The sequence below is a fragment of the Amycolatopsis deserti genome, assembly GCF_014653945.1.
In the GTDB taxonomy this organism is placed as follows: Bacteria; Actinomycetota; Actinomycetes; order Mycobacteriales; family Pseudonocardiaceae; genus Amycolatopsis_E; species Amycolatopsis_E deserti.
This window is the reverse complement of the sequence record NZ_BNAU01000002.1, coordinates 867,051-870,810: the sequence shown is the minus strand read 5'-3', so window position 1 is coordinate 870,810 and position 3,760 is coordinate 867,051. Positions and strand designations below refer to the sequence as shown.

The following is a 3,760-nucleotide window of genomic DNA, read 5'->3' as shown; positions in this document are numbered from 1 at the left end:
GACCCGACGCCGGTGCCGTGCACCCGCGGAGCGACGAGCAGAAGGAAGTGTCTGGAGTGGACTTTCAGTGGCGCCCGGCCAACGAGGTCGAGAGCAGTATGCTGACCGCGCTGCAGGACAGCGACAGCAGGCGCTACGCCCAGTTGCTGCGCGATGCCCCGCTGTACGTGCCGGCCACCCCGGAGCCGGGCGATCCGTGGCCGATGAGCCTGCCGATGCCCGAGGGCAACCACGTCATCGTGTTCACCTCGGAGGAGTCGCTGGACTGGACGCTCGGCGGCGTGGTGGACAGCTGGCGCGAGACCACCATCGCCGGGCTGCGGGAGATCCACCCCGACCACGCCCAGCTCGTGGTGAACCCGGGCATCCCGATCGGCGTGTACCTGGTGCTCGGCGAGGTGGACGACCTGGCCGAGGGGCGTCAGGAACTCGTTCCCGTCGAGGACGTGCAGGACGCGATGGTCGACGAGGTGCTGGGCGAGGTGCGGCGCCTGGTGCTGGAGGAGCTGGGTGGCGACACCGAGGCCGCCGCCGCGCTGCGGCCGGTGAACGAGCTGGAGGAGCGGCTGCGCGACGCGGTGTCCGAACTGGACTTCGACGCGTTCCTGCTCGCGCTCATCGGCGCCGACGTCGTGCTGCCCGCCACGGAGCCGGTCGCTGACCCATCGGTGATCGAGAGCGGCGAGTTCCCGTGGCGGATCCTCGGTGACGCCGAGACGCCGGTGGTGCCAGTGTTCAGCTCCGAGCAGGTGCTCGACGTGGTCGCCCCGGGCGGCGGCCCGCGCGCCAGCGTGTCCTTTTTGGACGTGCTGCTGAACTGGCCGGGCGAGGACCACGTGCTGTGCTTCAACCCGGGCACGAGCATGGAGCTGACGCTGCCCGGGAGCAGCGTGCCGGAACTGGTGACGGCGATCGCCGAGGCAGCGGCTGCCGGCGGCTCCGCGGACGGCCAGTCCGGCAACGGCGCCGCCCCTGGGGCCTGACACACGGAGCTGCTCGGGCACCGGCTTCCGGCTGGCCGTGCCGTCCTGCCGACCGCAGCGGCCCGTGCTGTGAACTCCCTAGCCCGTCCCGCGCACGGCCTCCAACAGGTCGTCCAGCGTGAGGGTTCGCAGGTCGTCCCGGGTGGGGCGGTGTCCCAGCGACCGCAGCCGCGTGGACTGGGCCTTGCGCATCCGCTCCAGCAGCTTGCGCGCCTCGCGCGCGTTGCCGAAGTTCTGGTCGCGCTCCATCTGCGCGAACCACTCCAGCAGCGCCACGTCGAGATCCTCGCCCAGCAGGTAGTCGTCGCTGCGGGCCATGTGCAGGCTGATCGACACCAGTTCCTCGGGGCTGTAGTTCTCGAACTCCAGCGTCTTGCCGAACCGGGACGCCAGACCGGGGTTGGCGTCGAGGAACTTGTCCATCTCGTCGGTGTAACCGGCCACGATCACGGCGACCTCGTCGCGGTGGTCTTCCATCAGCTTCACCAGCGTGTCGATGGCTTCCTGGCCGAAGTCCGCCCCGCTGCCGCTGGAGCGGGACAACGTGTACGCCTCGTCGATGAACAGGACGCCGCCACGCGCCTCCTCGAACGCCGACGCCGCCTTCTCCGCGGTGTGACCGATGTACTGGCCGACCAGGTCCCGCCGCGAGACTTCCTTGAACCGCCCGTTCGGCAGGATCCCCAGAGCCTTGAGCAGCTGGCCGTAGATGCGCGCGACGGTGGTTTTACCGGTGCCGGGCGCGCCGGCGAACACCAGGTGGTTGCTGACCGTGCCGACGGACAGGCCCTCGCTGCGGCGCCACTCGTTGACCTGGATCTCGTCGATCAGTCCGCGCACCTCGGCCTTGACGCTGCCCAGGCCGATCATGGCGTCCAGTTCGCCGAGCAGCTTGTCGACGGTCTCCAAGTCCTGGTGGTTCCCCGTCGTCGCCACCGCACCGACCGGAACCTTGCCGCGCGACGGGTCGCCCTCGCGGATCTCGGCGCGCGCGCCGTCGGCGAGGTGGATGCCCGGCACCGCGGTGTTCTCGACGCGGCAGTCCTCGATCACGCCCCCGCACCCGCGGCCCACGCTGATCCCGACGCCCTGCGTGTCGTGCACCCAGCAGGTGCTGATGACCGGCGAACTCTGGTCCGCCACGGCGATACCGGCGTCACCGGTCTGCGAGATGTCGCAGCGGTCCACACCGGAGTCGCCGGCCTGGTACATGTACACGCCGCGGAACCCGCACCCGGCGATCGTGGTGTGCTGCACCTTCACCCGCGCGCCGAGCCGCAGGATCACGCCGTCGTCAGCGATCTCGCGGATCTCGCAGCGGTCGATCACCCCGTCGGACTCCTCGACGACGATCCCGTACTGCGCGCCGGTTACGTGGCTGTTGCGGATCTCGATGCGGTCGGCGCCGCCGACGTCGATGCCCGCCGCGAACCCGGCGGTGGCGGTGCACTCGACGATCTTGACCTGGCCGCCCCGCACCCGGACCGAGGAGTGCTCCTCGGAGGCGAACTTCAGCCCGATCAGCTCGACGCGGGCGTCGGTCAGCGAGACCACCGGCTGGTCCGGGAACGGCGAGCTGATCGTGACGGTGCCGGGCTCGCGCGCGGACAGGGTCACGTGCTGCCGTGTGATCGAGATCGGCTCGGGGTAGTCCCCGGGGGCGATCGAGATGATGGCGCCCTCGTCGGCCGCCTCGAGCGCGTCGCGGATGGTGGGCAGGGCGCCGCGCTGGTCAGGGGCGACGAAAAGGGTGCGTGGCATGGCTTCCGTGGTTCGGACGACTAGGGTCTGCAGGACAAAAGGTACCCCAGAGAGGCAAGGACGCGTGGAACCTTCCTGGCAGCCGGGCAATGACCTCGAGCACGCGCTGATGGCGGCGATCGAGGAGGGGGACCCCCAGCGCTACGCGCGGCTGGTGCTGGAGGCGACTTTCTGCGTGCCGGTGCTCCCCGATCCCGGCACCCCCGAACGGGAAGAGGTGACACGTCAACTCGGCCTGTCCGAGCACGACATCCTGGTCTTCACCTCGCCCGACGTGCTCGGGCGGTTCCTCGGGCCGGTCGCGCGCGGCCACACCACGGCGACGTTCGCCGAGCTGACCGCGGGCGTCGCGGAGGCGGAGCAGGCCCGCCTCATCATCGATCCGGGCCTGCCCATCACCGCCGTCCTGCCGCCGGCCGTGGTGCCCGAACTGGCCGAGGGGCGGCAGGCGACCGCGCCGGTGTCGGAGCTGCGCGACGTCGTCCGGGACGAAGTGCGCCGCCTCGTCCCGTTGCTGGCGCTCGCGGAATTCGCGGGCGACCGGGAACCGCGGACGGACCTGCCGCCGTCCAACGCACTGGAACACGCGCTGGCCGTGGCGCTGGCGGAGCGGAACAAGGACGCGTACATGCGGGCGCTGGTGAGCGGTGAGGTGGTGGTCCCGACCACGGGACCGGTGCCGGTCAACGACCGGCCGGGCATCCCACCGCTGCCGTGGCGACTCGCCGGCACCGACGAGATCCCGGTGATCACCGTGTTCTCCTCGGTGGCCATGCTGGAGGCGGTCGCCGGCAAGGGCCAGCACCACACGACGGACCTGCTGTTCAACGTGTTCATCCGGTGGCCCGACGAGCGCCACGTCCTGTGCTTCAACCCGGGCGCCGAGACCGAGGTGGTCCTGTCCGGCCAGGCGGTACTGGAGATCACCGACGTGATCGCGGCGGATCTGTCATCCGATGGTGGCGGTTCCTAGCGGCCCGGGTGCGTCTTCTGGTTGTTTGCAGCCACGACCGGGC

3 protein-coding genes are annotated in these 3,760 nt (G+C 70.6%); 2 read left to right on the top strand and 1 reads right to left on the bottom strand.

Annotated elements, in window-relative coordinates; all coding sequences use genetic code 11:
* Positions 1 to 56 precede the first annotated feature (56 nt).
* Positions 57 to 983, top strand: coding sequence for an SseB family protein (locus tag IE290_RS12580; protein WP_191244718.1), 927 nt, complete (start codon positions 57 to 59; stop codon positions 981 to 983).
* Between the two features lie 78 nt (positions 984 to 1,061).
* On the opposite strand, the gene IE290_RS12575 is transcribed toward IE290_RS12580, so the two are convergent.
* A complete protein-coding gene (locus IE290_RS12575; protein ID WP_191244717.1) occupies positions 1,062 to 2,744 on the bottom strand; it encodes a right-handed parallel beta-helix repeat-containing protein in 1,683 nt (560 codons plus the stop codon).
* A gap of 64 nt (positions 2,745 to 2,808) precedes the next feature.
* Here IE290_RS12575 and IE290_RS12570 point away from each other — a divergent pair, with 64 nt between their 5' ends.
* A complete protein-coding gene (locus IE290_RS12570) occupies positions 2,809 to 3,717 on the top strand; it encodes an SseB family protein (protein WP_191244716.1) in 909 nt (302 codons plus the stop codon).
* The last annotated feature ends 43 nt before the right edge of the window (positions 3,718 to 3,760 follow it).

What these genes read in the sequence shown, in the direction of transcription:
- IE290_RS12575 (WP_191244717.1), bottom strand. Translation starts at nt 2,744, where the DNA reads ATGCCACGCACCCTTTTCGTCGCCCCTGACCAGCGCGGCGCCCTGCCC.